This window comes from Streptomyces sp. NPDC090032, assembly GCF_044748025.1.
Taxonomy (GTDB): Bacteria; Actinomycetota; Actinomycetes; order Streptomycetales; family Streptomycetaceae; genus Streptomyces.
Genome location: NZ_JBIVFF010000008.1, coordinates 292,789 through 316,629 on the forward strand (window position 1 = coordinate 292,789; position 23,841 = coordinate 316,629).

27 protein-coding genes and 1 riboswitch are annotated in these 23,841 nt (G+C 70.8%); of the genes, 18 read left to right on the plus strand and 9 right to left on the minus strand.

Translation table 11 applies throughout. The features are described from left to right. Positions 1-6 precede the first annotated feature (6 nt). The 4 genes from ACIPWY_RS22200 to ACIPWY_RS22215 all read right to left on the minus strand — a co-directional run bounded on the left by ACIPWY_RS22200 (position 7) and on the right by ACIPWY_RS22215 (position 3,174). Complete coding sequence (locus tag ACIPWY_RS22200; protein WP_362908862.1) at positions 7-1,728, minus strand: urease subunit alpha; 1,722 nt, start codon at positions 1,726-1,728, stop codon at positions 7-9. Beyond that, entirely contained in the window at positions 1,721-2,032 is a 312-nt protein-coding gene (locus ACIPWY_RS22205; RefSeq protein WP_362908863.1) for an urease subunit beta, read from the minus strand. Before ACIPWY_RS22205 ends, ACIPWY_RS22200 begins: the two co-directional genes overlap by 8 nt. A 15-nt stretch (positions 2,033-2,047) precedes the next feature. Beyond that, positions 2,048-2,350 carry an urease subunit gamma gene (locus ACIPWY_RS22210; RefSeq protein ID WP_116501972.1) on the minus strand — a complete coding sequence of 101 codons (303 nt, stop codon included), beginning with the start codon at positions 2,348-2,350 and terminating at the stop codon, positions 2,048-2,050. 188 nt (positions 2,351-2,538) lie between these two features. Next, a complete protein-coding gene (locus ACIPWY_RS22215; protein WP_393702799.1) occupies positions 2,539-3,174 on the minus strand; it encodes a TetR/AcrR family transcriptional regulator in 636 nt (211 codons plus the stop codon). A 194-nt stretch (positions 3,175-3,368) separates the two neighbouring features. On the opposite strand from ACIPWY_RS22215, the gene ACIPWY_RS22220 reads away from it, so the two are divergent. Next, on the plus strand, positions 3,369-4,388 hold the full coding sequence (locus ACIPWY_RS22220; RefSeq protein ID WP_401534534.1) for an ABC transporter permease: 1,020 nt from the start codon (positions 3,369-3,371) through the stop codon (positions 4,386-4,388). A gap of 208 nt (positions 4,389-4,596) precedes the next feature. Here the strand turns inward: ACIPWY_RS22220 and ACIPWY_RS22225 are convergent, their stop codons facing one another. After that, positions 4,597-4,881, minus strand: coding sequence for a type II toxin-antitoxin system Phd/YefM family antitoxin (locus ACIPWY_RS22225; protein ID WP_362908866.1), 285 nt, complete (start codon positions 4,879-4,881; stop codon positions 4,597-4,599). A 230-nt stretch (positions 4,882-5,111) separates the two neighbouring features. On the opposite strand from ACIPWY_RS22225, the gene ACIPWY_RS22230 reads away from it, so the two are divergent. From ACIPWY_RS22230 to ACIPWY_RS22250, 5 genes are all read left to right on the plus strand, one after another. Continuing rightward, positions 5,112-5,471: a hypothetical protein gene (locus tag ACIPWY_RS22230; protein ID WP_362908867.1), complete on the plus strand. Its 360-nt coding sequence runs from the start codon at positions 5,112-5,114 to the stop codon at positions 5,469-5,471. Between the two features lie 175 nt (positions 5,472-5,646). Beyond that, positions 5,647-6,282, plus strand: coding sequence for an ATP-dependent Clp protease proteolytic subunit (locus tag ACIPWY_RS22235; protein ID WP_401534537.1), 636 nt, complete (start codon positions 5,647-5,649; stop codon positions 6,280-6,282). 7 nt (positions 6,283-6,289) lie between these two features. After that, complete coding sequence (locus ACIPWY_RS22240; RefSeq protein WP_362908869.1) at positions 6,290-6,598, plus strand: hypothetical protein; 309 nt, start codon at positions 6,290-6,292, stop codon at positions 6,596-6,598. 334 nt (positions 6,599-6,932) lie between these two features. After that, a riboswitch (cyclic di-AMP (ydaO/yuaA leader) is annotated at positions 6,933-7,134 on the plus strand. Positions 7,135-7,137: 3 nt separating this feature from the next. Beyond that, positions 7,138-7,611, plus strand: a complete 474-nt coding sequence (locus ACIPWY_RS22245; protein WP_362908870.1) for a C40 family peptidase — start codon at positions 7,138-7,140, stop codon at positions 7,609-7,611. Positions 7,612-7,740: 129 nt separating this feature from the next. Then, entirely contained in the window at positions 7,741-8,310 is a 570-nt protein-coding gene (locus ACIPWY_RS22250; RefSeq protein WP_393702808.1) for a DUF6328 family protein, read from the plus strand. Between the two features lie 21 nt (positions 8,311-8,331). Here ACIPWY_RS22250 and ACIPWY_RS22255 read toward each other — a convergent pair whose 3' ends face one another. Next, positions 8,332-8,766 carry an ATP-binding protein gene (locus ACIPWY_RS22255; RefSeq protein WP_362908871.1) on the minus strand — a complete coding sequence of 145 codons (435 nt, stop codon included), beginning with the start codon at positions 8,764-8,766 and terminating at the stop codon, positions 8,332-8,334. A gap of 273 nt (positions 8,767-9,039) precedes the next feature. Between ACIPWY_RS22255 and ACIPWY_RS22260 the strand changes: the two genes are divergently transcribed. Beyond that, on the plus strand, positions 9,040-9,921 hold the full coding sequence (locus ACIPWY_RS22260; RefSeq protein WP_401534541.1) for a helix-turn-helix domain-containing protein: 882 nt from the start codon (positions 9,040-9,042) through the stop codon (positions 9,919-9,921). A 9-nt stretch (positions 9,922-9,930) separates the two neighbouring features. Then, on the plus strand, positions 9,931-10,167 hold the full coding sequence (locus ACIPWY_RS22265; RefSeq protein ID WP_401534543.1) for a DUF397 domain-containing protein: 237 nt from the start codon (positions 9,931-9,933) through the stop codon (positions 10,165-10,167). Here the strand turns inward: ACIPWY_RS22265 and ACIPWY_RS22270 are convergent. After that, on the minus strand, positions 10,151-11,311 hold the full coding sequence (locus ACIPWY_RS22270) for an 8-amino-7-oxononanoate synthase (RefSeq protein WP_362908874.1): 1,161 nt from the start codon (positions 11,309-11,311) through the stop codon (positions 10,151-10,153). The two genes, ACIPWY_RS22265 and ACIPWY_RS22270, sit on opposite strands and share 17 nt — an antisense overlap. Positions 11,312-11,523: 212 nt before the next feature. On the opposite strand from ACIPWY_RS22270, the gene bioB reads away from it, so the two are divergent. The 3 genes from bioB to bioD are packed head-to-tail and all read left to right on the plus strand — an operon-like array spanning position 11,524 to position 14,757. Further along, positions 11,524-12,717: a biotin synthase BioB gene (bioB, locus tag ACIPWY_RS22275; RefSeq protein WP_383887098.1), complete on the plus strand. Its 1,194-nt coding sequence runs from the start codon at positions 11,524-11,526 to the stop codon at positions 12,715-12,717. Next, complete coding sequence (locus ACIPWY_RS22280; protein ID WP_393702814.1) at positions 12,710-14,023, plus strand: adenosylmethionine--8-amino-7-oxononanoate transaminase; 1,314 nt, start codon at positions 12,710-12,712, stop codon at positions 14,021-14,023. The genes bioB and ACIPWY_RS22280 overlap by 8 nt, the downstream gene beginning before the upstream one ends. A gap of 5 nt (positions 14,024-14,028) precedes the next feature. Continuing rightward, positions 14,029-14,757 (plus strand): dethiobiotin synthase, encoded by a 729-nt coding sequence (bioD, locus tag ACIPWY_RS22285; RefSeq protein WP_362908877.1) that lies wholly within the window; start codon positions 14,029-14,031, stop codon positions 14,755-14,757. A gap of 4 nt (positions 14,758-14,761) precedes the next feature. Here the strand turns inward: bioD and ACIPWY_RS22290 are convergent, their stop codons facing one another. Further along, a complete protein-coding gene (locus tag ACIPWY_RS22290) occupies positions 14,762-15,100 on the minus strand; it encodes a fic family toxin-antitoxin system, toxin component (RefSeq protein ID WP_362908914.1) in 339 nt (112 codons plus the stop codon). Positions 15,101-15,149: 49 nt separating this feature from the next. Beyond that, positions 15,150-15,377 carry a toxin-antitoxin system HicB family antitoxin gene (locus ACIPWY_RS22295; protein ID WP_362908878.1) on the minus strand — a complete coding sequence of 76 codons (228 nt, stop codon included), beginning with the start codon at positions 15,375-15,377 and terminating at the stop codon, positions 15,150-15,152. A 178-nt stretch (positions 15,378-15,555) separates the two neighbouring features. Here ACIPWY_RS22295 and ACIPWY_RS22300 point away from each other — a divergent pair, with 178 nt between their 5' ends. The 7 genes from ACIPWY_RS22300 to ACIPWY_RS22330 all read left to right on the plus strand — a co-directional run bounded on the left by ACIPWY_RS22300 (position 15,556) and on the right by ACIPWY_RS22330 (position 23,839). Continuing rightward, positions 15,556-16,350, plus strand: coding sequence for an ABC transporter ATP-binding protein (locus tag ACIPWY_RS22300; RefSeq protein ID WP_393702817.1), 795 nt, complete (start codon positions 15,556-15,558; stop codon positions 16,348-16,350). Between the two features lie 10 nt (positions 16,351-16,360). Beyond that, entirely contained in the window at positions 16,361-18,928 is a 2,568-nt protein-coding gene (locus ACIPWY_RS22305) for an ABC transporter permease (RefSeq protein WP_401534547.1), read from the plus strand. Between the two features lie 116 nt (positions 18,929-19,044). Then, positions 19,045-19,935: an LLM class F420-dependent oxidoreductase gene (locus ACIPWY_RS22310; RefSeq protein WP_362908881.1), complete on the plus strand. Its 891-nt coding sequence runs from the start codon at positions 19,045-19,047 to the stop codon at positions 19,933-19,935. Positions 19,936-20,002: 67 nt separating this feature from the next. Then, positions 20,003-20,428, plus strand: a complete 426-nt coding sequence (locus tag ACIPWY_RS22315) for a GNAT family N-acetyltransferase (protein ID WP_362908882.1) — start codon at positions 20,003-20,005, stop codon at positions 20,426-20,428. Between the two features lie 192 nt (positions 20,429-20,620). Next, a complete protein-coding gene (locus ACIPWY_RS22320) occupies positions 20,621-21,961 on the plus strand; it encodes a hemolysin family protein (protein ID WP_362908883.1) in 1,341 nt (446 codons plus the stop codon). Then, a complete protein-coding gene (locus ACIPWY_RS22325) occupies positions 21,958-22,971 on the plus strand; it encodes a hemolysin family protein (protein ID WP_362908884.1) in 1,014 nt (337 codons plus the stop codon). Before ACIPWY_RS22320 ends, ACIPWY_RS22325 begins: the two co-directional genes overlap by 4 nt. A gap of 79 nt (positions 22,972-23,050) precedes the next feature. Continuing rightward, entirely contained in the window at positions 23,051-23,839 is a 789-nt protein-coding gene (locus tag ACIPWY_RS22330; RefSeq protein WP_401534550.1) for an SGNH/GDSL hydrolase family protein, read from the plus strand. Positions 23,840-23,841 lie beyond the last annotated feature (2 nt).

Here is a 23,841-nt window from a genome sequence, read left to right on the forward strand (position 1 = left end):
GGCCCGTCAGAACAGGAAGTACCGCTGGGCGAGCGGCAGTTCGGCGGCGGGCGCGGGCTCGACGAGTTCGCCGTCGATGGTGACGGCGAAGCTGTCGGGGGCGACCTCGACCCGCGGCAGCGCGTCGTTCTGCCGCATGTCCGCCTTCGTGCGTCCCCGCGTCGAGCGGATCGGCACGAACTTCCTGTCCAGACCGAGGCGTTCGGGCAGGCCGTCGTCGAGGGCGGTCTGCGTCACGTAGAAGAAGGAGTTCGAGGCCGGGGCCCTGCCGTGGGCTCCGAACATGGGGCGGGGCAGGACCGGCTGCGGTGTGGGGATGGACGCGTTGGCGTCGCCCATCTGCGCGTACGCGATCTGGCCGCCCTTGATGACGAGCAGCGGCTTGACGCCGAAGAACTGGGGGTCCCAGAGCACCAGGTCGGCGAGCTTGCCGGTCTCGACGGACCCGATCTCGTGGTCGACGCCCTGCGCGACGGCCGCGTTGATCGTGTATTTGGCGACATAGCGACGGGCGCGCAGGTTGTCGGCCCGGGTGTCGCCGGGCAGTTGACCGCGGCGGCGCTTCATGACGTGCGCGGTCTGCCAGGTCCGCAGCACGACCTCGCCGATACGACCCATCGCCTGAGAGTCCGAGGACATGATCGAGATGGCGCCGATGTCGTGGAGGATGTCCTCGGCCGCGATGGTGGTGGGCCGGATCCGGGACTCCGCGAAGGCGAGGTCTTCGGGGACAGCCGGGTTGAGGTGGTGGCAGACCATCAGCATGTCGAGGTGTTCCTCGACGGTGTTGACGGTGTGCGGCCGCGTCGGGTTGGTCGAGCTCGGCAGCATGTTGGGCAGCGAGACGGCCGTGATCATGTCGGGCGCGTGTCCGCCGCCCGCGCCCTCGACGTGGAAGGCGTGCAGGGTGCGGCCTGCGACGGCGTCGAAGGTGGCGTCGACGAAGCCCGCCTCGTTCAGGGTGTCCGTGTGGACGGCGAGCTGCGCGCCGGTGTCCTCGCAGACGTTCAGGCAGGCGTCGATGACGGCGGGGGTCGCGCCCCAGTCCTCGTGGATCTTGAAGCTGACGGCGCCGGCACGCAGTTGGGCGTACATGGACTCGGCGGACGTGGTGTTGCCCTTGCCGAGGAAGCCGATGTTGACCGGGCTCGACTCCATCGCCTCGAACATGCGGGCAAGGTGCCACGAACCGGGGGTGATCGTGGTCGCCTTGGAGCCCTCCGCCGGGCCGGTGCCGCCGCCGATCAGCGTGGTGACTCCGGAGGCGAGCGCCTCGTCGACGATGGTCGGCGAGATGAAGTGGATGTGGGTGTCGATGGCGCCGGCGGTGACGATCTTGCCGTTGCCCGCGAGGATCTCGGTCTCGGGGCCGATGACGAGGTCGGGGTGGACGCCGTCCATGGTGTCCGGGTTGCCGGACTTGCCGATCGCGGTGATCCGGCCGTCGCGGATGCCGATGTCGGCCTTGACGATGCCCCAGTGGTCGACGATCACGGCGCCGGTGATGACGGTGTCGGGGGCGCCGTCTGCGCGGGTGGCGCGTGACTGCCCCATGGACTCGCGGATCACCTTGCCGCCGCCGAACACGGACTCGTCACCGGAGAGTCCGGGGCCGCCGGAGCGGTCCTCCTCGATCTCGATCAGCAGGTCGGTGTCCGCGAGGCGGATGCGGTCGCCGGTGGTGGGGCCGAACAGGTCGGCGTAGGCGGCGCGGGAGAGCTCAGCCATCGAGGGCACCTCCGGTGTGGCCCCTCAGTCCGGGCACGATGCGCCGGCCGGCCAGAGGCACGAGTTCGATGTCGACAGGGATTCCGGGCTCGAAGCGCACGGCGGTCCCTGCGGCGATGTTGAGTCGCAGACCGTGCGCCGCGGCACGGTCGAACTCCAGACCGGGATTGGCCTCGGCGAAGTGGTAGTGGGAGCCGACCTGGACGGGCCGGTCGGCGGCGTTGAGCACGGTCAGACGGGTGACCTCGCGGCCTTCGTTGAACACGACGGGCTCGTCCGCGAACAGGATCTCTCCGGGAATCATGAAACCGCTCCCCCGTCAGACGATCGGGTCGTGGACGGTGACGAGCTTGGTGCCGTCGGGGAAGGTCGCCTCGACCTGCACGTCGTGGATCATCTCGGGGATGCCCTCCATGACGTCGTCGCGCGTGAGCACCTTGCGACCTGACGACATGAGTTCGGCTACGGTCCGGCCGTCACGGGCACCTTCGAGAATGTGCGACGTGACCAGAGCGATCGCCTCGGGATGGTTGAGTTTCAGACCCCGGGCCCGACGCTTCTCGGCCACGTCGGCGGCCACATGAATGAGCAGTCTTTCCTGCTCGTGCGGGGTCAGTTGCACAGCTCACCTCACAGTCCTTCGCTCCGGACCGTGCGGGGTCCGGTTGCCGCGGCCACCGCGGCGAATATAGATGTAACATACAAGAAATGCACACGATCTTGCGCATCCCGGTTACACAAACCGCTGGTGACGTGCAGCGCAGGCTAATTGCGGGGAGTTTCAACGAGGTTAACCACCCTTTGACCCGCTCATGACTGCGTAGTGGCCTCACCCATACTCATCAGGGCCTTCAGGCCGTTCTGCAAAGTTTTGACCGGGACCCGAACTTCGCCGAACAGGGCCTGCTGCGCGGCGAATCCCTGCGCCGTGGCAATCATGATCCGGGCGACGTCGTCGGCGGGGATGTCGGCCCGCATCATCCCCGCGGCCTGATACCCCTCGACGATCTTCACCCAGGCCGCGCGCACCCCGTCGTAGCCCGCGCGCATCACCCGGGAGAGCTCGTCGTTGCGCAGGGTCTCCGTCCACACCTGGACCATCAGTCGCGGGAACACGGACACACCCTCGTGCGTGAGCCCCGGCCGCATCCCGAGGATCTTGCTCAGAACCCGCCCCACCAGCACGTCCGGCGGCGGAGGCGGGCTCTCGGCGCCGGCGGACTCGAAGACACCCCGTATGTCCGCTAGCACCTCGTTGACGATGGCCCCGATCAGCTCCTCCTTGCCGCTGAAGTAGCGGTACACCGCCCCCGCGGAGAGGTTGACCGACTTCAGTACGTCCTGCATGGACGTGGCATGAAAGCCGTTGAGCGCGAAGCAGAGGGTCGCTCCGTCGAGGATCTGCCGACGACGGGCGTCCAGGTGTTCCTGGGATACACGAGCCATGGTCACAACGTAAAACGAACATTCCTTCTTGACAAGGAATCGCCCCACCGGGACAGTGGGCCGTCGGTAAAACGAATGATCCTTCTCTATAGCGATCCTGCCCACACCCTTCCCTGCAACGCGATGCTCTCGGCGACCCCCGCCCCGTCGAAGCTCCCGCCCCTTCAAAGCTCCCGCTCCTCCCGGAGGAAGTCATGTCCAGCCCGTCCGCCACCCCGGCCTCGCCGTCTCCGGCGCGCAGGATGGCCGCGGTCACCCTGCTCGTCCCGGTGCTCGTCGCCCTCGCACTGTGGGCGTTCGCCTGGCCCGGCGCCAGAACCGCACCCCGCGACCTGCCCCTCGGCGTCGCGGGACCGGCGGCCGCGGCAGCACCCGTCGAACAGCAACTGCGCTCCCACGAAGGCGCGTTCGAGATTCACCGGTACGCCGACGAGACGGCGGCGCGCGCGGCGATCGAGGACCGGGGCGTCTACGGAGCGGTGGTGGCGACGGCCCAGGGCCCGAAGCTCCTCACCGCTACGGCGGCGAGCCCTGTCGTGGCGCAGCTGCTCCAGCAGGCGGTGAGCGCCGGGGCCCCCAAGGGAACGCAGGTGCCGACGGTCGACGTGGTGGCCGCGCCGGCCGGGGATCCGCGCGGGGTGGTGCTGAGTTCGAGCGTGCTGCCACTGGCGATCGCGGGGGTGGCCGGCGGTGCGGCAGTGACGCTGTTCGGCCTGCGCGGGTGGCGCGCGGCGGGTGCGCTCATCGTGGCGGCGGCGCTCACCGGCGTCGTGGCGGCGGCGCTCACGCACACCTGGCTCGGGGTTCTTACCGGCAACTGGTGGTACGAAGCAGGGGTGTTGGGCCTTTCGGCGTTGGCCGTGAGCGGCACCGTGGCCGGGCTCGCCGCGCTGCTCGGCCCGGCGGGGATAGGGGCGGGCGGGCTCCTGATGGTGCTGCTCGGAAACCCCTTCTCCGGGGTGTCGTCGGCGCCGCAGCTGCTGCCCGAACCGGTCGGCCGCATCGGACAGTTCCTGCCGCCGGGCGCGGGTGGAACGCTGTTGCGCTCGGTGTCCTACTTCGACGGGGCGCGGGCCATGACGCCCGCGATCACGCTGGCGGCCTGGGCGGGGCTCGGGCTCGTGTGCGTACTGCTCGGCGGGCTGCGCAGGCAGCGGGGCGCCGGCGAAGGGGCCGGGGAGCCCGCGGCGAGGGACGCGGTGGCGGTCGGCTGACACCGACGGCCCTCATGACAGCCGTGCGTCCCCGCTGTAGCGGACGGGGGCGCACGGCCTTCCCCTGCCAGGACCGGCCACCCAAGTCGCTTGATCCAGGCCCGCATTGAGAACGGCCAGACCCGCCCGACCTGACGGAGCGGCCTGACCTGCCCCCGCCGACTTACCAGTCCCGTCCGACCTGCCTGCCTAACCCGTCCCGCCCGACCTACCTGACCTCCGGCCCCCGGTGCTCCGCGGCGATGCCGAAGCGGTGGCGGTCGTGGCCGGTGGTCGAGGTCGAGGTCGAGCCGATGCTGGGGACAGAGCTGATGACGCGCTCGTCCTCCGGCTCGCCCAGGGCCTCGAGGCGCTCCAGATCGGCGGCGGAGACCAGCGCGACGAGCGGCTTGCCGTGCCGGGTCACAACGACGCGCTCGCCCCCGTACACGACGCGGTTGATCAGATCGGCGAGCTCAGCGCGGGCTTGCGTCACCGGAATCTCGTAGGCCATGTCCTCCAGCTTAGACCGGGCCCGCGGCACGGACACGGTGCGTGAGCGCACGGCAACCCGCAGGTGGGACGGCGGGCTCGGCGGGACGGTTCGAGGGCGCCGCCGTTGTCAGTGGCCGCGCGTAGCGTCGACGTGTCAACTGTTCGTGCTGCATGGCTGCTTGCACGGATCCGACGGCGCCCCGCCCGGAACAGCGCCCGCGGCGGGGCCCGTCGGCCTAGGCTCCGCGCATGGAACAGAGCGAGATCATCTTGCGCGCAATCGGCGTCCTGACCGAGACCCAGGAAATGGTGCGCAGGCTCAGCAAGGATGCCGAGCCCGACATCGACACCGAGGACGCCCAGCTCGGGCGCCTGGTGACAGAGGTGTTCCCCTCCATCGAGATCCCGGCGGAATCGAGCGTGGAGGAGGCGGCGGAAGCGACCATCGCGGCGCTGATGCCGGTGACGATCTCCCTGGTGGGCGCGTTCGCGTTCCTTTTCTCCGAGCTGGCCGAGGTGCACGACTCGGGCCGGACCGACATCAAGTCCGCCGACCTCCTGCAACATCTCGCACTGCGCCTGTCCCGGACGGACGACGGCGACCGGTAGCCACGACGCAGGAGTACGTAACAGGGGGCCGCCCACGCGCATCGAGCGCGGGCCGGCCCCCTTTCTCGCGCTCCGCACGCCTCCAGCCTTTTCCGCTCTCCGTACGTCCTGTACATTTTTTACAGAAGCAGCGACCGAGTAGCGACCGCGTGTCGCGCTCAAGGAGGCACGCGCCATGACCCGACCTTCCGCCCGCTATGTCCTGCCCGAGTTCACCGAGCGCACCTCGGCCGGGCACCGCACCCTCGATCCGTACTCCAAGCTCCTGGAGGAGCGGATCGTGTTCCTGGGGACGCCGATCGACGACACCTCCGCGAACGACGTGATGGCACAGTTCATGCACCTCGAGTACACCGCGCCGGACCGGGACATCGCGCTGTACATCAACTCCCCCGGCGGCTCGTTCAGCGCGATGACGGCGATCTACGACACGATCCGGTTCGTCAGCTGTGAGGTCGAAACCGTGTGCCTGGGGCAGGCCGCCTCCGCCGCCGCCGTACTCCTGGCCGCCGGGACGCCGGGGAAGCGGGCCATGCTGCCCGGCGCGCGCGTGGTGATCCAGCAGCCCGGCCTGCCCGAGCCGGCGCAGGGTCAGCCGACCGACCTGGAGATCGAGGCCCGTGAACTGGTGCGCATGCGGGCCCAGCTGGAGGAACTGCTCGCGCGGCACACCGGGCGGAGCCGCGAGCGCATCGGCGCCGACATCGAGCGGGACACGATCCTGCGGGCCCAGGATGCCGTGGAGTACGGGCTCGTGGACCGGGTCATCGAGAACCGCAAGACGTCCGGTTCCGCTCCCGGCGCCCGGTGAACCGCCGATGCTGCCGCCCGAGCTGCCGCCGCTGCCCGCACTGACCCGCGCCGAGTGCGAACTCCTCGACCGCTACCTGGAGGTGGTCGACCTGCTCGGCAGGATCAACCCGGCCAGGAGCGACCACACGTACGGCGGACTACGGGCCGCGCAAGCGCTCGTCAGCAAGGCGACGGCGCTCAGGGACGCCCTGACGCTCATGCATCAGCGGGGCGAGAGCGAGGTCCACGCGACGACGCTGGCTCGGGCTTTGCGGGTCCTGGACGGAGAAAGAAGGACACAACGCGTCACAGTGCCGCCGGAGACGGTCAATTGACGGTGCATTAGGGACCGGGGCGGTCGATTCGATGCGAACTGTCCGGGCCGGGGCCGAAACGGACCAGAAGAGGTACCCACATACGGAGTAGCCGGCACTCGCACATGCGAACCGGAAAAGTTGCGCGGAACGCGTACGCGGAGTGCGGAATTTCGCCTTCCGCTGCTGGTGCGGGCGTCGTTGGGACCCCCGCTCCGAGGTCGCAAGGAGTGCTGTCCACCCGAACAGATCAGTCGTGAGGACACTCACACAAGGCCGATTCGACCCTGCGTTCGCGGCGTTCGTGCGTGAAGATCCCTTCCGACGACAAGCCCCCGCCGCCGCGGCGGGGCGGTCCGTGCGGACGCCGAGTCCTGCCGCCGTACGGATGCCAGGTCGACAGAAGTGGATCGGCAGGAGTGGAGGACCCGAGCACGACGGGCCGCCGGAGCTGTTTTCCGGGCCGGTCCTTGGGGTGAAGCCGCACTTCGCGGCCGGGCAACTTCGCCAGCCCGAATCCGACAGGTCATCCTTCACAGGCGGCTGACGAAGGGTTGCGCATGACTGCGCTCAATCGTGTCCCGTCGCTGCTGACCCGGGCCGGCACCGCCTCGGCCCTCACGCTCGCCGTAACAGGTGGCAGCCTGCTGGTTCCCGGAGCCGCGCCCCAAGCGGAAGCCGCGCCACCGGCGACCAAGGCCCTCCAGATCGCGGCCTCCAAGAAAGGAAGCCCCTACCAGTGGGGGGCCTCAGGTCCCCACAGGTTCGACTGTTCGGGCCTGACCCGCTACTCGTTCAAGCGTGTGGGCAAAAAACTGCCCCGCACCGCCGCCCAGCAGTACAACAAGACCCGTCATGTCTCCGCGTCCCATCGCCAACGCGGTGACCTGGTCTTCTTCCACGCGGGCCGCGGCATCTACCACGTCGGCATCTACGCCGGGAAGGGAAGGATCTGGCACTCGCCGCAGACCGGTGCCGTGGTGCGACTGGAGAGGATCTGGACGAAGAGCGTCTGGTACGGGCGCGTGCGCTAGGTCGTGTCCGCAACGACCTAGGCGCCGCCTGACGGGTCCCCAGGGTCCTGGGGGACCCGTCAGGCGGCGCAGGGTGCACGCGCCCGCCCCGTCCGCCTTGGAACCGCGCGATGGGGTACTCGTGGTCGTATGGACGAGGACCGACCCGCAGGCGGCGAGGACGCCCGACGCGCCACGGGCCCGTCGAGCGGAGCTCAGGACCGGCCTCAGGACCGCCACGAGACGCGGCTGGAGCGCGCGGACCGGAACTTCGGCGAGCTGCTGCAGGAGCTGCGAGTCACCCAGACGGGCGTGCAGATCCTGTTCGCGTTCCTGCTGACGCTCGCGTTCACACCGAGGTTCCCGTCGCTCGACGGCGTGCAGCGCGCGACCTACATCGCGACCCTGCTGCTCGCGGTGCTCGCCGCCGCGCTCTTCACGGCGCCCGCGGCACTGCACCGCGCGCTGTTCCGGCAGGGCGCCAAGCCGGAGATCGTGCAGATGTCCTCGCGGCTCGCCTCGGCCGGCCTGAGCGTGCTGATGCTCGCCCTGGCCGGGTCCGTGCTGCTCGTCGTGGACGTCACCGCGGGGCGCGCGGCGGGCATCGCGGCGGGGGCGTGCACTTTTGCGGTCTGTGCTGGTCTGTGGGGCGTACTGCCGCGCCTCGTGCGGCGCTCGCTCACGCGGGCACAGGAGGGGACGGACGCCCCGTCCCCGTAGCCGTCTCGCACCCGCCGCCCTTCACGCCTGCGGGACGGGGACCGTCCACGGCAGGGCGATCCATACCGTCTTGCCGCCTTCGGGGGTGGGCCGGACCGACAGGCTTCCGCCGCACTCCGCGGTCAGCCAGCGGATGATCACCATGCCGCGCCCGTTGTCCTGCTGGACGGCGGCCGGCAGCCGCTTCGGGTAGCGCGGGTGGCTGTCCGTGACGCCGATGCGCAGTTGTTCGTCGCGCGCCAGATGCACGTCGACGGTGAAGACCGGTGACTGCCCGCGGGTGTGCATCACCGCGTTCGTGGCGAGTTCGGAGACGATGAGCCGAACGGTGTCGGCTGTTTCCGCGTCGCGCGGCATACCCCATTCGGCGAGTACGTCGCAGACATATGCGCGGGCCGAGGAGACCGAGGCAGGATCGCTCGGCAGAGTGACGGATGCTTCCTGGTGATCTGCCATGGCGACGTCGTCCCTTTTTTCGCCGGGGCCTGAATCCGACACATGGCGGATGACTCGAGGCGACCCCCGGACTGGTGCTTCGCGCCAGAGTGCCACTCCCGCTCGGCCCATGGAGCCAATCCCCCGGGATATGCATATATCTGTCGCTCGAAGCGGTGAACTCTGCGTCGGTGGGCCGCATTTGGGCGTACATCGCCGGCTTCCTCTACCGTCGGCTCAGAACAACGATCCACCGGGCCGGAAGGAGCCGGGCCGCAGGTCCAAGGAGACGGAATGAAACACGGTCCGGCGGTGCGCCGCCGCAGGCTCGGCGCGGAGCTGCGCGCGCTGCGTGCGCGCGCGCAGCTCACCAGTGGTGAGGCGGCCCGGCTCGTCGGCTGGCACCAGTCGAAGGTGAGCCGTATCGAGACCGGGCGCAGCGGCGTGAAAGCGTCGGACGTACGCCTCCTGCTCGATGCCTTCGAGGTCTCGGACCCCGGCATACGGGACCTGCTGGTCGCGCTGGCCGGGTCGGGGGACGACGGCGGCCAGCACTGGTGGCACGCCTACCGGGGTCTTCTGCCGCCCGCCTACCGGGACTTCATCAGCCTGGAGTCGCAGGCGTGCCGGGTGAGGACGGTCGAGACGTCCGTCGTGCCGGGACTCCTCCAGACGCCCGACTACGCGCGCGCGGTGACCAGGGCCGCGCTCGCCGGGCTGCCGGACGGGCAGGTCGACGCCCTGGTCGAGGTGCGGATCGCCCGGCAGGACGTGCTGCGTTCGGCGTCGCCGCTGCGGCTCAGCGCGGTGCTCGACGAGGCGGTGCTGCGGCGGCCGGTGGGCGGTCCCCGGGTGATGGCGGAGCAGCTGCGTCATCTCGCCGCCGTGGCGAAGCTTCCCCATGTACGGCTACAGGTATTGCCGTTCGCCGCGGGGGAGCATGTCGGACTAACCGGCCCTTTCGTTGTGTTCTCATTTCCGAACACTTCTGATCTGGACGTAGTAGTTCTCGACCATTTGACGAGTAGCCTCTACCTCGAGCGGAAAGAAGACCTCAAGGCGTACACGGACGCCTTTGACACCCTTCGGATCCACGCCCTTTCGCCCGGGGACTCACTGGATTTCATTGCCGGGATCGCCGGAGCACACCGCCCTGAGGTCAGTGAACGCACGTAAGGAGGCGCCATGTCAGCTCTGCCTCGGTACGTACCACCCGCCGCGGTTCCCAGCACCTCTCTGCACGACGCGCCATGGCGGCGAAGCAGTCGAAGTACCGGAATGAACAACTGCGTCGAGACGGCCGCGCTGCGTCGCGGCCCTTCGGCCGGGCTGCTCGCCGTGCGCGATTCCAAGCGCACGGCCGGACCCGCCCTGCTCTTCTCGCCCTCCACATGGGAGGGGTTCCTCAACTCCCTGCGGTGAACGCCGAGTCGGGAGCGTTGCGGCTGATCACCCGTACGGCCTCGACGATTTGATCGTCGGTCAGGTCGGCGCGGGCGGTCAGCCGCAGTCGCGAGATACCGTCCGGCACGGACGGGGGACGGAAGCAGCCGACGGCGAGGCCCGCTTCTCGGCAGTCGGCCGCCCAGCGCACCGCCTCTTCGGGGGACGGCGCACGCACGGAGACGACGGCGGCGTCCGGCCGTACGGCCTGGAGCCCCTCGGCGGTGAGGAGTTCGTGCAGCGAGGAGGCCACGGCGCGCGCCCGGTCGGCGCGCTCGGGCTCGCGGCGCAGCAGGCGCAGGGCCGCGAGCGCGGCGCCGGCCGCGGCGGGCGCGAGGCCCGTGTCGAAGATGAACGTCCGCGCGGTGTTGACGAGGTGGTCGATCACCCGGGCGGGACCGAGGACGGCGCCGCCCTGGCTGCCGAACGACTTGGAGAGGGTGACGGTGACGACGGTGTCGTCGGCGCCCGCGAGCCCCGCCGCCTGCGGCGCGCCCCTGCCGCCGTCGCCGAGCACTCCGAGCCCGTGCGCGTCGTCGACGATCAGGCCCGCGCCGAACTCTCTCGCCACATCAGCGAGTTCGGCGAGTGGAGCCGCGTCGCCGTCCACCGAGAAGACGGAGTCGGAGACGACGACCGCCTGCCCCTGATGTGTGTCGAGGGCCTTGCGTACGGCGTCCGGGGCGGCGTGCGGAACGACCTGCGTGGCGCCGCGGGCGAGCCGGCAGCCGTCGATGAGGGAGGCGTGGTTGCTCGCGTCCGAGACGATCAGGGAGCCGTGCGGAGCGAGTGCGGTCACGGCGGCGAGATTGGCCGCGTAGCCGGACGAGAGGACGAGGGCCGCCTCGAAGCCGCAGAACGCGGCGAGTTCGCGCTCGAGTTCGGTGTGCAGCTCCGTGGTGCCCGTGACGAGCCGGGAGCCCGTGGCGCCGCCGCCCCAGCGCAGCGCCGCGTCCGCCGCTCCCCCGGTGATCTCGGGGTGGCGGGTGAGGCCGAGGTAGTCGTTGCTCGCGAGATCGAGGACGGGGTTCGATGACGGTCGGGGGCGCAGCGTGCGGACGAGTCCGGCGCCGCGGCGCACGCGCTCCTGCTCGTCGATCCAGCCGAACGGCGATCCCGCCATGTGAGTCCCTCCGACGGCCGTGTCGCGACCGGTTCTCGAGTGGGGTGTGCTGTCCCGTGCCCGCTGCTGCTTTGTAGACAGTTTTGTAGGCAGTGCACAGACACTAGCGGGACATCCAGCCGACCAGTGTGTGGCAATACCCACACGTCGAACCGGCAGAGTTGTCCGGAGCCTCCTTGGCCTGAACAGGGGACGTAGGCCAGGATCGGGCTATGGACCTGCTGAACACGCTGGTGGACAAGGGGCTGCGGCGCGAGCTGCCGAGCCGTGAAGAAGCGCTCGCCGTTCTGGCGACTTCCGACGACGAACTGCTCGATGTGGTCGCCGCGGCCGGCAAGGTGCGGCGGCAGTGGTTCGGCCGGCGGGTGAAACTCAACTATCTGGTCAACCTCAAGTCGGGCCTGTGCCCCGAGGACTGCTCGTACTGCTCGCAGCGGCTCGGGTCCAAGGCGGAGATCCTCAAGTACACGTGGCTGAAGCCCGACGAGGCGTCGAAGGCGGCGGCCGCGGGTGTCGCGGGCGGCGCGAAGCGGGTCTGCCTGGTGGCGTCCGGGCGCGGCCCGACGGACCGGGACGTCGACCGTGTCTCGGAGACCATCGGAGCGATCAAGGAGCAGAACGAGGGCGTCGAGGTGTGCGCCTGCCTCGGACTCCTCTCCGAGGGCCAGGCCGAGCGGCTGCGCGGGGCGGGCGCCGACGCGTACAACCACAACCTCAACACCTCCGAGAGCACGTACGGCGACATCACGACGACACACACGTACGCGGACCGCGTCGACACGGTGCAGAAGGCCCATGCGGCCGGTCTGTCCGCCTGCTCCGGGCTCATCGCGGGCATGGGCGAGAGCGACGAGGACCTGGTGGACGTCGTCTACTCGCTGCGTGAACTCGACCCGGACTCGGTGCCGGTCAACTTCCTGATCCCCTTCGAGGGCACGCCCCTCGCCAAGGAGTGGAACCTGACGCCGCAGCGCTGCCTGCGGATCCTCGCGATGGTCCGCTTCGTCTGCCCCGACGTCGAGGTGCGGATCGCGGGCGGGCGCGAGGTGCACCTGCGCTCGATGCAGCCGCTGGCGCTCCACCTCGCCAACTCCATCTTCCTCGGCGACTACCTGACGAGTGAGGGCCAGGCGGGCAAGGCGGACCTGGACATGATCACAGACGCCGGGTTCGAGGTGGAGGGCACCGACCAGGTGACGCTGCCCGAGCACCGGGGCGGGCCGTGCGGCTCCGGGGCCGAGGCGGCCTGCGGCTCCGGCGCGGCTTCGGCCTGCGGTTCCGGCGAGGGCTGCGGCTCTCATGGAGAAGCCGCGGAGCCCACGACCGCCGAGGTCCCCGAGGCGCGCACGGACCTCGTCGCCGTACGCCGCCGGGGTGCCGGAACGGACCTCGCACCCAATGCCTGAGGGGCCGGGACTGCCGGTGACCGGGCTGCCCGTGGCGGAGCTGCTCGAACTGGACCGGCGGCACGTGTGGCATCCGTACGGTCCGATGCCGGGGCGGCAGGAACCGCTCGTCGTCGAGTCGGCGGCCGGGGTGCGCCTCAGGCTCGCCGGTACGGGCGGTGAAGGTGCCGAGCTGGTCGACGGGATGTCGTCCTGGTGGTCGGCGATCCACGGCTACAACCACCCCGCGCTCAACGAGGCGGTGACCGACCAGCTCGGCCGGATGAGCCACGTCATGTTCGGCGGGCTCACGCACGAGCCCGCCGTCGGGCTCGCGAAGCGCCTTGTCGACATGTCGCCGGAGGGCCTGGAGCACGTCTTCCTCGCCGACTCGGGCTCCGTGTCCGTCGAGGTCGCGATCAAGATGTGCCTCCAGCACTGGCGTTCCCTCGGCCGGCCGGAGAAGCGCCGCCTGCTGACGTGGCGCGGCGGCTACCACGGTGACACCTGGCAGCCGATGGCGGTCTGCGACCCCGAGGGCGGCATGCACGAGCTGTGGTCGGGGGCGCTGCCGCAGCACGTGTTCGCCGACGCCCCGCCGGCCGCGTACGAGCAGGCCTACGCGGATCATCTGCACGAGCTGATCGGGCGTCACGCCCATGAGCTGGCGGCCGTGATCGTGGAGCCCGTCGTGCAGGGCGCGGGCGGGATGCGGTTCCACTCCCCCGCGTATCTGCGGGTCCTGCGCGAGGCCTGCGACGCGCACGACGTGCTCCTCGTGTTCGACGAGATCGCCACGGGGTTCGGGCGGACCGGGGCGCTGTTCGCCGCCGAGCACGCGTCGGTGACCCCCGACGTGATGTGTGTCGGCAAGGCGCTGACCGGCGGCTATATGACGCTGGCGGCGACGCTGTGCACGGCGCGTGTGGCGGACGGGATCTCGCGCGGTGAGGTGCCGGTGCTCGCGCACGGGCCCACGTTCATGGGGAACCCCCTCGCCGCCGCGGTGGCCTGTGCCTCGATCGATCTCCTGCTCGGGCAGGACTGGGCCACGGAGGTCAAGCGGATCGAGTCGGGGCTGCGGGAGTCGCTCGCCGCGGCCTCGGAGCTGCCCGGGGTGCGCGACGTACGCGTGCTCGGCGCGATCGGTGTCGTACAGCTGGACCACGAGATCGACATGGCGGCGGCCACACGGGCGGCGGTGCGCGAGGGCGTGTGGCTGCGGCCGTTCCGCGACCTCGTGTACACGATGCCCCCGTACATCACGGGTGACGAGGATCTGGCACGGATCGGCCGCGCGGTGTGCGCGGCCGCGCGGGAGGGCTGAACGGCATGACAGTACTGGTGGTCACGGGGACCGGAACCGAGATCGGCAAGACGGTCACGACGGCGGCCGTGGCGGCCGCCGCGCTGGCCGCGGGGCGGTCGGTGGCCGTCCTGAAGCCGGCCCAGACCGGGGTCGGTCCCGGTGAGTGCGGGGACGCGGACGAGGTCACGCGGCTGGTGGGCGGCGGAGTGACGGCTGTCGAACTGGCGCGGTATCCGGAGCCGTTGGCGCCCGCGACGGCCGCGCTGCGCGCCGGCCTCCCGCCGGTGCGCCCGCACGAGGTTGCCGACGCGGCGGCGAAGCTGGCCACGGAGCACGATCTCGTCCTGGTCGAGGGTGCGGGCGGCCTGCTCGTGCGCTTCGACGCGGACGGGGGCACGCTCGCGGACGCCGCGCGGCTCCTCGGAGCGCCGGTCCTCGTCGTCGCCGCGGCGGGGCTCGGCACACTCAACTCGACGGCCCTGACGACGGAGGCCCTGCGCGCCCGGGACCTGACGCCGCTCGGCGTGGTCGTCGGCAGCTGGCCGACGCGGCCCGGCCTCGCGGCCCGCTGCAATCTCGCGGACTTTCCGGAGGTCTCGGGGACGAAGCTCCTCGGCGCGATCCCCGAAGGTGCCGGCACGCACCCCACCTTCCGTGCGTCCGCGCCGAGTTGGCTGGGGCCGGAGCTGGACGGGACGTGGGACGCGGCTGCGTTCGCAGCGGACGCCGAGCTGCCCCCTGTGAGCGCCTGACGGCTCACAGGCTCCATCTGCGGAGTTCCTCCGCGATGTCGTGCACGGTCGCCCCGCCGTCCTTGACCAGTCGGGCCAGTTCCCTGACCTGGTCGGGCGACGTGGCGACCTTCAGGCCGCTCGCGACGAGATAGGCGTACGCGACGGCCGACGCGAACATCGCGTTCGAGCGTTCGAGGGCCGGGACGTGGAGGAGCAGCTGGAGCAGTGACGCGGCCCGCGCCTGCGGGCTGTCGTAGACGGCGGTCCCGAATATCTCCGCCTCGTGGCGGCTGACGGCGGCGACGAGCGCGCCCCAGTCGGTCACCTGGGGGTCTCCGGGAGTCTTCTGTTCGGCGATCATGAGCAGCCAGGCCAGGTCGATACGCACGTTCTTCGATTCGCTCAAGGGTTCAGCGTCGGCCTTCGCGCTCCGTGCCGAACTCCTCGGCGAACACGGATTCGTACTGCTTCATGAAGTCGGCGGCCGCGTCGACGAACGTCCGGCCGAGTTCGCCCGCGTCCTGTCTGACCAGCTCCTCGATGTACCGGTTCACACTCACGCCGCGTGCGAGCGCACGCTCACGCGCGGCTCGGGCGGTGTCCTCGTCCACCCGTACGTTCAGCTGAGTCTTCGCCATGACTTCCACGCTAGCGCCGACCTGCTAGCACCGGCAAGGAGACAGCGAAGGTGCCCCTTACACGCGTATCGGGAGCCCGACCTCGGGGGGATACCCGAGGTGTGACGCACCCCACTACTCTCTTACGCGACAAGGGAGTTGTGACGGCCAGGACGACGGCGAGACCCAGGAGGCGGCCTTGTCCACAGCGGCAGCAGAACAGCCCTACGGCCTGGCGGAGGCGGGCGACATCGCCGCCCGTGCCCGCGGCCTGACCAAGGCGTACGGATCCGGGGAGACCGCGGTCCTCGCGCTCGACTCGGTCGACGTGGACATCGCGCGCGGCCGGTTCACCGCCGTCATGGGCCCCTCGGGGTCGGGCAAGTCCACGCTGATGCACTGCCTGGCCGGGCTCGACTCGATCTCCGCGGGGCAGGTGTGGCTCGGGGACACCGAGATCACGGGCCTGCGCGACAAGGAGCTGACGCGGCTGCGGCGCGACCGGATCGGCTTCATGTTCCAGTCGTTCAATCTCATTCCGACGCTCAACGCGGCGGAGAACATCACGCTGCCGATGGACATCGCGGGCCGCACCCCGGACGCGGATTGGCTGAAGCAGGTCATCGACACGCTGGGCCTGGGCGACCGGCTCAAGCACCGTCCCGCGCAGCTCTCCGGAGGCCAGCAGCAGCGGGTGGCCTGCGCCAGGGCCCTCGCTTCGCGACCGGAACTGATCTTCGCGGACGAGCCGACGGGGAACCTGGACTCGCGCGCGGGCCTGGAGGTCCTCGGGTTCCTGCGCGAGGCGGTGGACGACCTCGGGCAGACCGTCGTGATGGTGACGCACGACCCCGGCGCGGCGGGCCACGCCGACCTGGTGCTCTTCCTCGGTGACGGCCGCCTCGTGGACGAGATGCGACAGCCGACGGCGGAGGCGGTCCTGGAGCGCATGCGCCTGTTCACCGGGGGAAACCCCCACAACTCCCAGCCGTAGAGAGGCCGTTGTGCTGAAGGCGACGCTCAGGAGTTTCCTCGCGCACAAGGGGCGGCTGGTCCTGTCGGGGCTTGCCATCGTCCTCTCGGTGGCGTTCGTGGCGGGCAGTCTGGTGTTCTCGGACACGGTGACCCGCACCTTCGACCGGCTCTTCGCGTCCACGTCCGCCGACGTGCAGGTGAATCCGAAGCAGGACTCCCTGAGCGAGTCCGTGCCGACCGGGGCGGTCGAGACCGTCCCGGCCCGGCTCGCCCGGCAGATCAGGTCCGTCGACGGCGTCGCCGCGGCGAGGATCGATGCCGCCGCCCAGAACATCACCGTCGTGGACGACAAGAACAAATCGGTCGGCCCGACCAGCGGCGCCCCCACCATCGCCACCAACTGGTACGTGACGGACCGCAGTCCGGTGCGCCTGACCTCGGGGCATGCCCCGCACGGCGGTGGCGAGGCGCTGCTCGACGCCGACACCGCCGACAAGAAGCACATCCGCATCGGCGACTCGCTCACCGTCCTCGCACAGCCGGGCTCCTTCACCGTCCGGATCGTCGGCATCGCGACCTTCCGCACCACCAACCCCGGCGCCGCACTCGTCTTCCTCGACACGGCGACGGCGCAGTCGAAGCTGCTCGGCAGTACGGACCGCGCGACGAGCATCTCCGTGGACGCGGCCCCCGGGGTGAGCGACGCCGCCTTGAAGCGGCGGATCGCCCAACAGCTCGGCCCCGGTTACGACTTGAAGACCGCCGGCGAGCAGGCCACGTCGGACGCGGCGGACCTCGGCTCGTTCCTCGACGTGATCAAGTACGTCATGCTGGGATTTGCCGGGATCGCGGTCCTGGTCGGGATCTTCCTGATCATCAACACGTTCTCGATGCTGATCGCGCAGCGCACCCGTGAGCTGGGACTGCTGCGCGCGCTAGGCGCCGACCGGCGCCAGGTGCGCCGCTCCGTCCTGACGGAGGCGGTGCTGCTCGGCCTGGTGGGCTCGGTGCTCGGCCTCGCTGCGGGCATCGGGCTGGCGCTCGGGCTGATCAAACTCATGAGCGCGTTCGGCATGAATCTGAAGTCGACGGAGATGGTGATCGGCTGGGGGACGCCCGTCGCCGCGTTCGCGGTCGGGGTCGGGGTCACTTTCGTGGCCGCGTATCTGCCGTCACGGCGGGCGTCCCGGGTCTCCCCCATGGCGGCCCTGGCGGACGCCGAGATCGCGGGTGCGGGACGGCCGCTGCGGGTGCGTGCCGTGGCGGGCGCGGTGGTCGGTGCGGCGGGGGCGGCCGCTCTCGTCGGCTGCGCCACGGCCACGAAGACGGCGAGTGCCTCGATGCTCCTGATCGTCGGCATCGCCTTGACGCTGCCGGCCACGGTGATCGCCGGCCCCTTGCTCGTACGTCCCGTGATCCGCGTCCTGGGCGGCGCGTTCCCCGCCGTGTTCGGCTCGGTGGGACGGCTGAGCCAGCGCAACGCGCTGCGCAACCCGCGGCGCACCGGGGCCACCGCCGCCGCACTGATGGTGGGGCTCGCCCTCGTGGCGAGCATGTCCGTGGCGAGCGCGTCGATGAGCAAGTCGTTCGACGAACAGATCGACAAGACCCTGGGCGCCGACTTCACGGTCCAGAATTCCAACTTCATGCCCTTCCCTGAAGAGGTGACCGACAGGATCCGTGCCACGGAAGGGGCGGGGCTCGTCGTGCGGCAGCGGTTCGTCCCGCTGGCGGTGCACCTGCCGGACGGCAAGCGCGTGAAGACGACCGCCGCCGGCTACGAGGCACAGCTCGACGACGTCGCGCACGTCACGTACTCCCAGGGCGACTCGGCGGCCGCGCTCGCGCCCGGGAAGGTCGCGATGGACGCGGAGTTCGCGATGGAGCACCACGCGCGCGTGGGCACGGTGGTGCCGGTGGACCTGCCCGGCGGGCGCACGGACCGACTCACCGTCGCGGCCCTCACCGACCAGGGCAGCGGGGACGGATTCGGCATGTCCGGCGGCCTGTTCATGGGGATGGGAACGCTGGAGAGCTTCCTGCCCGACGGCCAGGACTCGGCGGTGTACGTGAACGCCTCCCCCGGCACGAGCGCGGACGTGCTGCGCGCCCGCCTCGAGAAGGCTCTCGACGTGTACCCACAGGTACAGGTCCGCGACCTGGCCGACTACAAGAACCTCGTGCACGACCAGATCGCGGTGCTGCTGTACCTGGTGTACGCGCTGGTCGGGCTCGCGATCGTGATCGCCGTCCTGGGCGTCGTCAACACGCTTGCCCTGTCGGTCGTGGAACGGACGCGGGAGATCGGTCTGCTCCGCGCCATCGGGCTCTCCCGGCGCCAGCTGCGGAGAATGATCCGTCTGGAGTCCGTGGTCATCGCCGTGTTCGGCGCGGTGCTCGGGCTCACGCTGGGTGTCGTGTGGGGTCTCGCGATCCACGAGGTGCTCGCCCTCCAGGGCATGGAGGCGCTCGCCATTCCGTGGGGGACGATCGTCGCGGTCGTGATCGGCTCGGTCGTCGTGGGGCTCGCGGCGGCGCTGCTTCCGGCGCTGCGCGCCTCGCGCATGAACGTGCTGGCGGCCGTCGCGCACGAATGATGTACTCGCCACGTGGCCTCCCGGCCGTTCACGTCACCCGAGTTCGTCCCGCACGGGGTCGACTCGCCGTGGTTCAACTCGCCGGGCTTCAACTCGCCCGAAACTGAGGAGAGTTCATGAGTCGTGCGTTCCGGTTCGGCGTCAACATGCTCACCGCCGCGTCCGGCGACGAGTGGCGCAAGCGCTGTCGCAGAGCCGAGGATCTCGGCTACGACGTGATCCTCGTCGCCGACCACCTGGGCATGCCCTCGCCGTTCCCCTCCCTGGTCGCCGCCGCCGAGGCGACCGAGCGCCCGCGCGTGGGCACGTTCGTCCTCAATGCCGGGTTCTGGAACCCCGCACTCCTCGCCCGCGAGGTGGCGACCACCGACGCGCTCACCGGCGGCCGGCTCGAACTCGGCCTGGGTACGGGCTACGTACAGGCGGAGCACGACGCGGCCGGACTGGCGTGGGGCTCGCCCGGTGAGCGCGTGGACCATCTGCGTCGCGTCGTCGAGGAGCTGGACCGGCTGCTCGGGTCGGACGAGTACCGGCCGCGACCCGCGCAGCGCCCCCGCCCGCCGCTGCTGATCGGCGGCAACGGCGACCGGATGCTGAAACTGACGGCCGAACACGCGGAGATCGCGGCGTTCACCGGGGCGCGCTCCGTCCCCGGCGACGCGAACGGGAAGCTCCAGCACCTCACCCCCGAGGAGCTGGACGAGCGCGTCGCCGCGTACCACCGCTACGCGGCGGGTCGCGCGGAGCCCGCCGAACTCAATCTGCTGATCCAGATGGTCACGGTGACCGACGACCGGAGGGCGGCGATCCGGCCGGTCCTCGAACGCATCCCGCAATTCACGGAGGACGAGGCGCTGGGCCTGCCGCTGCTGCTCCTCGGCACCGTCCGCGAGATCGCCGACCAGCTGCGCGCGCAACGCGACCGCTACGGGTTCACGTACATCACGGTCCTGGAGCCGTACATGGAAGCGTTCGGTCCGGTCATCGAGGAGCTGCGAAAGGGCTGAGCCCGGCCACCGTCCGCATGCTGAAAATGGTGCGCGTGCCCGGCAGCCCGGTGATGGGATCGGACCCATGACCGATCTTCGGATACGGGCCGCGACGCCCGACGACCTCGATGCCGCCCTCGCGTTCTGGAAGGTGGCCGCCGAGGGCACGAGCATCAGTGACGACCGCGTGGGAGTGGAGCGGCTCGTCGCCCGAGACCCCGAGTCGCTGCTACTCGCCGAGCGCGAGGGGGAGCTGGTGGGGACCGTCATCGCGGGCTTCGACGGGTGGCGCTGCCATCTGTACCGGCTCGCGGTGCATCCGGACGCGCGCCGGCAGGGCGTGGGGTCGGCGCTGCTCGCGGCCGCGGAGGAGCGGTTCGTCGCGCTCGGCGGACGGCGGGGCGACGCGATGGTCCTGGACCGCAACGAGCGCGCGCAGCACGCGTGGCGTGCCGGGGGCTACGCGCCGGAGCCGCAGTGGACGCGCTGGGTCAAGCACCTCACGAACTGACCCCGTGCGGCCGGGGCGACGGCGTCCCGGCCGCACCGGCTTTGCCGACCCTTTACCATGGGTGCTCCACTTGTCCCGTCCTCCTCTTGAAAGGTGTGAGCGTCCGCCCATGGGCGAGCCTCCCAGTACCCGGCGCCTGCGACATCGCGCGATCCCCACCGCCCTGCCCGATCATGGGACGGAGGTGACCCGATGACCGAAGTGCTCCTGCTCGCCGTGGCGGTGCTGCTCGCGCTGGTGTGCGGTGCGTTCGTCGCGGCGGAGTTCTCCCTCACCACGGTCGAGCGTTCCGGCCTCGAGCGCGCCGTGGAGCGCGGTGAGCGAGGCGCCGCCGGCGCCCTCAAGGCCGTACGGAACCTCACCTTCCAGCTCTCCGGCGCCCAGCTCGGCATCACCGTGACCAATCTGGTCGTCGGCATGCTGGCCCAGCCGTCCGTCGCCAAGCTGATCGCGGGCCCCCTGGAGAGCCTCGGGCTCTCCCGATCCACCGCCTCCTCGGTCGCGCTGGTCATCGGTACGGCCCTGTCGACCGTCTTCCTCATGGTCGTCGGCGAGCTCGTGCCCAAGAACTGGGCGATCTCGTCACCGCTGGCCGTCGCCAAGAACGTCGCGACGCCGCAGCGCTGGTTCAGCGCCGCGTTCCGCCCCTTCATCACCCACCTCAACAACACCGCGAACCGGGCGGTGCGCCGCTTCGGCATCGAGCCCGCCGAGGAGCTGGCCTCCGCGCGCGGACCGCAGGAGCTGGTGGCCCTGGCCCGGCACTCGGCCAAGGAGGGCGCCCTCGAGGCGGACACCGCCGAGCTGTTCATGCGGACCCTGAACCTCGCCGACCTGACCGCGGAGAACGTGATGACGCCCCGGGTCCAGGTCGTGGCGCTCGACGCGCAGGCCACCTGCGAGGACGTGGCGAACGCGACCCGGGCCACGGGCCTGTCCCGGTTCCCCGTGTACCGCGGCAACCTCGACTCGGTCGTCGGCGTCGCGCACATCAAGGACGTCCTGGCCGTGCCCGCCGAACTCCGGGGGCGCCGTTCCGTGTCCGATCTGATGCGCGAGCCGCTCCTCGTACCCGAAACCCTGACCGTCGACCGTCTCCTCGACCGGCTCTCCGGGAGGCGCACGATGGCCGTCGTCATCGACGAGTACGGCGGCACCGCGGGTGTCGCCACCGTGGAGGACATCGTCGAGGAGGTCGTCGGCGAGGTGCGGGACGAGCACGATCCGCACGAGACGCCGGACCTCGCCCCGGCCGGCAACGACAACGAGGGCCGCGCCCTCTACTCCGCCGACGGCGCCGCCCGCACCGACCAGCTCCAGAGGGTCGGCCTGCGCCTCCCCGCCGGACCCTACGAGACGCTCGCCGGCCTGGTCGCGACCGAGCTGGGCCGCATCCCGGCCGTCGGCGACAGCGTCGAGGTGGCCGGATGGCGGCTCGACGTCGTGGACGCCGCGGGCCATCGCGCGGCCCGCGTCCTGATGCACGCGCCCCTGTCCGACCGGACCGACGAAGCCTCGGAGGGGAACCGATGACCGCGATCCAGCTCCTGATCGGCCTGGCGACGCTGGTCGTCAACGCCTTCTTCGTGGGCGCCGAGTTCGCCCTGATCTCCGTACGCCGCAGCCAGATCGAACCGCACGCGGACGAGGGAGACCGGCGCGCGAAGAGCGTCCTGTGGGGCCTTCAGCACGTGTCGGCCCTGCTGGCCGCGGCACAGCTCGGCATCACGCTGTGCACCCTGGTGCTCGGCATCGTCGCCGAACCCGCCATGGCCCACCTTCTGGAGCCCGTGTTCGACGCGGTCGGGGTGCCGCACGGCCTGGTCCACCCGATCTCGTTCGTGATCGCCCTGTCGGTGGCCACGTATCTGCACATGCTGCTCGGCGAGATGATCCCGAAGAACGTCGCGCTCGCCGAGCCGGTGCGCAGCGCGCTGCTCCTCGGGCCGCCCCTGGTGACCCTCGCGAGGGCACTGCGTCCGGTGATCTTCACGGTCAACGCCTTCGCGAACGGGCTGCTCAAGCTGTTGCGCGTCGAGGTCAAGGACGAGGTGTCCGCGACGTTCTCGGACGACGAGCTGGCCCGTCTGGTCAAGGACTCGGGCGATGCCGGACTCATCGACGACCGCGCCCAGGAGCGCCTGCGCGACGCCCTCGAACTGGGCCGCCGCCCGGTCAGGGACGTCGTCCTGCCGCTGGAGCAGGTGGTCTACGCGCATGTGGGCATCACGCCCGAGCAGCTCGAGCAGCTGTCGGCCCAGTCAGGGTTCTCGCGCTTCCCCGTGGTCGACGACAACCGCCGCATCGTCGCCTATCTGCATGTGAAGGACGCCCTGGACGCGTCGCCGCGCGATCTGCCGTTCCGGATTCCGGACATGCGGCCGATCGCCCGCGTCCGCGAGACGACGCCGCTCGACGACGTCCTCTCGGCGATGCGCAGCAGCCGTACGCACGTGGCGGCGGTCCTCGGCGAGGACGGGCGGCTCGCGGGTCTGGTGACGATGGAGGACGTCCTGCGGGAACTGTTCGGCCTGCCCGCGTGAACCCGGCGCCGTGTGCCCGGCGTCGGGCACACGGCGCCCCGCCGGTGGTCGCGGGGCCCGGGTTACCATCGCTTCCGCCATGCAGAAAAATGCCACCCACACCAATTACCGCAGCCTCGTCACGGTCGGTGACTCGTTCACCGAGGGCATGTCCGACCTGCTGCCCGACGGCTCCTACCGGGGCTGGGCCGACGTACTGGCCGGCCGGATGGCGGCCCGCACCCCCGACTTCCGCTACGCGAACCTCGCCGTGCGCGGCAAGCTCATCGGCCAGATCGTCGACGAGCAGGTGGACGTCGCGGCCGCGATGGGCGCCGACGTCATCACGCTGGTGGGCGGGCTCAACGACACCCTGCGCCCCAAGGTCGACATGGGCCGGGTGCGCGGGCTCCTCGAAGAGGCCGTCGAGAAGCTGGCGCCAGCCTGCGAGCAGCTCGTCCTGATGCGCAGCCCCGGCCGTAACGGTCCGGTGATGGAGCGGTTCCGGCCGCGCATGGAGGAGCTGTTCGCCTGCATCGACGGGCTCGCGGCGCGGCACGGCGCGGTGGTCGTGGACCTGTACGGGCCACCCGTCCTCGGTGACCCCCGCATGTGGGACGTGGACCGGCTGCACCTGACGGCCGAAGGGCACCGCCGGGTCGCCGAGGCCGTCTGGCAGGCGCTCGGCCACCAGCCCGAGGACGACTGGCAGGCCGTGCTCCCGCCGACCGTGCCGCCGGGCTGGAGCGCGCGCCGTGTCGCCGACGCCCGCTTCGCCAAGCAGCACCTGGTGCCGTGGATCGGCCGCCGCCTGACGGGCCGCTCCTCCGGCGACGGCCGCCCGCCGAAGCGACCGGAGCTGCTGCCGTACGAGGCTCCGCGGGGCTGACC

Bases quoted from the DNA above. Each gene is read 5' to 3' on its own strand.
- ACIPWY_RS22205 (WP_362908863.1), bottom strand. From the start codon at position 2,032: ATGATTCCCGGAGAGATCCTGTTCGCGGACGAGCCCGTCGTGTTCAAC.
- ACIPWY_RS22290 (WP_362908914.1), bottom strand. From the start codon at position 15,100: ATGATCGCCGAACAGAAGACTCCCGGAGACCCCCAGGTGACCGACTGG.
- ACIPWY_RS22295 (WP_362908878.1), bottom strand. From the start codon at position 15,377: ATGGCGAAGACTCAGCTGAACGTACGGGTGGACGAGGACACCGCCCGA.
- ACIPWY_RS22260 (WP_401534541.1), top strand. From the start codon at position 9,040: ATGAAACACGGTCCGGCGGTGCGCCGCCGCAGGCTCGGCGCGGAGCTG.
- ACIPWY_RS22315 (WP_362908882.1), top strand. From the start codon at position 20,003: ATGACCGATCTTCGGATACGGGCCGCGACGCCCGACGACCTCGATGCC.
- ACIPWY_RS22245 (WP_362908870.1), top strand. From the start codon at position 7,138: ATGACTGCGCTCAATCGTGTCCCGTCGCTGCTGACCCGGGCCGGCACC.
- ACIPWY_RS22320 (WP_362908883.1), top strand. From the start codon at position 20,621: ATGACCGAAGTGCTCCTGCTCGCCGTGGCGGTGCTGCTCGCGCTGGTG.
- ACIPWY_RS22240 (WP_362908869.1), top strand. From the start codon at position 6,290: ATGCTGCCGCCCGAGCTGCCGCCGCTGCCCGCACTGACCCGCGCCGAG.
- ACIPWY_RS22215 (WP_393702799.1), bottom strand. From the start codon at position 3,174: ATGGCTCGTGTATCCCAGGAACACCTGGACGCCCGTCGTCGGCAGATC.
- ACIPWY_RS22250 (WP_393702808.1), top strand. From the start codon at position 7,741: ATGGACGAGGACCGACCCGCAGGCGGCGAGGACGCCCGACGCGCCACG.
- bioD (WP_362908877.1), top strand. From the start codon at position 14,029: ATGACAGTACTGGTGGTCACGGGGACCGGAACCGAGATCGGCAAGACG.
- ACIPWY_RS22235 (WP_401534537.1), top strand. From the start codon at position 5,647: ATGACCCGACCTTCCGCCCGCTATGTCCTGCCCGAGTTCACCGAGCGC.
- ACIPWY_RS22255 (WP_362908871.1), bottom strand. From the start codon at position 8,766: ATGGCAGATCACCAGGAAGCATCCGTCACTCTGCCGAGCGATCCTGCC.
- ACIPWY_RS22265 (WP_401534543.1), top strand. From the start codon at position 9,931: ATGTCAGCTCTGCCTCGGTACGTACCACCCGCCGCGGTTCCCAGCACC.
- ACIPWY_RS22330 (WP_401534550.1), top strand. From the start codon at position 23,051: ATGCAGAAAAATGCCACCCACACCAATTACCGCAGCCTCGTCACGGTC.
- ACIPWY_RS22270 (WP_362908874.1), bottom strand. From the start codon at position 11,311: ATGGCGGGATCGCCGTTCGGCTGGATCGACGAGCAGGAGCGCGTGCGC.
- ACIPWY_RS22230 (WP_362908867.1), top strand. From the start codon at position 5,112: ATGGAACAGAGCGAGATCATCTTGCGCGCAATCGGCGTCCTGACCGAG.
- ACIPWY_RS22225 (WP_362908866.1), bottom strand. From the start codon at position 4,881: ATGGCCTACGAGATTCCGGTGACGCAAGCCCGCGCTGAGCTCGCCGAT.
- ACIPWY_RS22310 (WP_362908881.1), top strand. From the start codon at position 19,045: ATGAGTCGTGCGTTCCGGTTCGGCGTCAACATGCTCACCGCCGCGTCC.
- ACIPWY_RS22200 (WP_362908862.1), bottom strand. From the start codon at position 1,728: ATGGCTGAGCTCTCCCGCGCCGCCTACGCCGACCTGTTCGGCCCCACC.
- ACIPWY_RS22220 (WP_401534534.1), top strand. From the start codon at position 3,369: ATGTCCAGCCCGTCCGCCACCCCGGCCTCGCCGTCTCCGGCGCGCAGG.
- ACIPWY_RS22280 (WP_393702814.1), top strand. From the start codon at position 12,710: ATGCCTGAGGGGCCGGGACTGCCGGTGACCGGGCTGCCCGTGGCGGAG.
- bioB (WP_383887098.1), top strand. From the start codon at position 11,524: ATGGACCTGCTGAACACGCTGGTGGACAAGGGGCTGCGGCGCGAGCTG.
- ACIPWY_RS22325 (WP_362908884.1), top strand. From the start codon at position 21,958: ATGACCGCGATCCAGCTCCTGATCGGCCTGGCGACGCTGGTCGTCAAC.